3 protein-coding genes are annotated in these 2,184 nt (G+C 66.4%); all 3 read right to left on the bottom strand.

The genetic code is table 11. The features are described from left to right. Positions 1-256 precede the first annotated feature (256 nt). From ACFV4K_RS35510 to ACFV4K_RS35500, 3 genes are read right to left on the bottom strand one after another with little or no spacing between them, the layout of a single operon-like run. A complete protein-coding gene (locus ACFV4K_RS35510) occupies positions 257-562 on the bottom strand; it encodes an ATP/GTP-binding protein (RefSeq protein WP_379280669.1) in 306 nt (101 codons plus the stop codon). 4 nt (positions 563-566) lie between these two features. Then, positions 567-1,244 carry an endonuclease NucS gene (gene nucS / locus ACFV4K_RS35505; RefSeq protein ID WP_379280668.1) on the bottom strand — a complete coding sequence of 226 codons (678 nt, stop codon included), beginning with the start codon at positions 1,242-1,244 and terminating at the stop codon, positions 567-569. 23 nt (positions 1,245-1,267) lie between these two features. After that, positions 1,268-1,999 (bottom strand): rhomboid-like protein, encoded by a 732-nt coding sequence (locus tag ACFV4K_RS35500; protein WP_379280667.1) that lies wholly within the window; start codon positions 1,997-1,999, stop codon positions 1,268-1,270. Between the last annotated feature and the right edge of the window lie 185 nt (positions 2,000-2,184).

Below are 2,184 nucleotides of genomic sequence, written 5' to 3'. Positions count from 1 at the left end.
TCCTTATGCGCACCCGAGGGTTATCAGGATGTCGAACCACCGAGCAGGTAGATCAACTCCGCCGAAGCGAGGGGGCTCCCGGCGAGATTCACAGCCACCGCGGCAAAAGCACTCAGCGCCAGACCGATTCGACCTCTTCGCATCCCGGACTCCTTGTGAACGTCGGAACGTCGATCGGGAGCATAGCGAGGCGGGCGAGGGTGCAGCCGGGAACGGTCTCCCCCGATTTCTGGGGCGTCAGGGACTCCGGGGGTAGTCAGGACCAGCGGCGGGTGATGGTGCGGGTGTTGCGGCCCTTCCAGCAGCCGGTGTGCCAGTGGCGGCGGTCGTCCTCGCCGCCGTACTCGGCCCAGGCGACTATGTGCGGGGTGCCGGGTGGGATGACTTGGTCGCAGCCGGGGCAGCGGTAAGGCTTGGTGGCCCGGGTGCCGGGAACCGTTCGGACGATGAAGGATTCGTCGGTGCCGGGGCCGTGCTCGGTGCGGCCGAAGACGTCGCCCAGGGGGCGCTGATCCCGATGGGATCGCGCCGAATCCTTGGGGCGGGGCTTGCGCCGGGGCATGGGCCTAGAAGAGCCTGAATTCGCTGGAGTCGGTGCCGCGCAGGGCGTCGTAATCCAGGGTGAGGCAGCGGATACCGCGGTCGGCGGCCAGGGTCTTCGCCTGCGGCTTGATCTGCTGGGCCGCGAACACGCCCGCCACGGGGGCCAGCAGGGGATCGCGATTGAGCAGCTCGAGGTAGCGGGTGAGCTGTTCCACACCGTCGATCTCACCGCGGCGCTTGATCTCCACGGCCACCGTGGAGCCGTCGGCGTCCCGGCACAGGATGTCCACCGGACCGATGGCCGTCATGTATTCGCGGCGGATCAAGGTGTACCCGGGGCCGAGGGTTTCGATGTGCTCGGCCAGCAGCTCCTGCAGGTGCGCCTCGACGCCGTCCTTCACCAGACCCGGGTCCACACCCAGCTCGTGCTTCGAGTCCAGCTCGATGTCCTCGACCGTGATCCGGAGTTCCTCGCCGGCCTTATTGGCCACCACCCAGAGTTGGGTTGTCTCGGAATCGGTTTCCCGCTCCTCCAGCCAGCACGGCGGGCTCATCCAATTGAGCGGCTTGTAGGAACCACCGTCGGAATGGACCAGCACCGAACCGTCGGCCTTCATCATCAACAGACGACGAGCCATGGGCAGATGGGCGGTCAGACGGCCAACGTAATCGACCTGGCAACGAGCAATCACAAGGCGCACCGGTCGAGTCTAGTGACCGGGCTTCAGCCCAGCAGCATCAGGCAGGCGAAAATCGAGCCACCCGCCAACATCACGTACTCCGGAACATTCAAGGGTCGCACCACGCCGCCCTGCCGGCGAATCGTCAGCCGCCCGATACCCAGCCCCAGGCACAGCGCCAGGAAATGCCCCACATTGGTGAAGGTGTGCCACAGCACCACGCCGCCCAGCGCGAAAGACAGCCAGGTGCCCGCCCACACCCACCGGCGATGCGGCGGCAGCACAGCCACCAGCGCACCCACCACGGTCATCGAGCCATAACTGACGCCCACGTCCTGGACCATGGCGATACTGCCGGGGACCAGCTGCGACTGCACAGCCACCCACAGGCCCAGTGCGACCAGCACGGTCGCACCGATATGGCCGACGAAGAACGTGTGCACAAGCTTCACAGCCCCGAGCCTGCGCTCGGCCAACGCGAGCAGGCAGGCCAGCATGGGGACGATCAGGAAGGCCGTGGCCGCGCCCTCACCGACCAGGAAGGCGCTGGAGAACAAGGTGCCGAACCGGCCGTTGGTGAGATTGTGCAGGTTGGTGCTCGCGTGCAGCAGGATTCGCGTCTCACGGGGAGCGCTCACCATGGTCAGGGCGACAGCCACCGCCATCAGCACACCCACGTAGCTGTAGGTGGCGGGGAGCCAGAGTGCCGACCACCGGAAGCGGCGGGCGGTGACGGGCCGCTGAGGCGCGGGCGCGAGGACCATGCTGTCGATCATTGTCTTTCTCATCCAGCCGGGACTGGCTTTCGGCTGGGAACTCTCTGTGGGTATGTCTCCGGGATACCCGGGGAACACCAGAATACGCAGAAGGCCCCCAGCTGATTGCTGGGGGCCTTCGCGAAGGATGTTCCGGCGGTGTCCTACTCTCCCACACCCTGTCGAGTGCAGTACCATCGGCGCAG

It is taken from the genome of Nocardia sp. NPDC059764 (genome assembly GCF_042732555.1).
Taxonomy (GTDB): Bacteria; Actinomycetota; Actinomycetes; order Mycobacteriales; family Mycobacteriaceae; genus Nocardia.
This window is presented reverse-complemented; position numbering and strand designations above follow the sequence as displayed.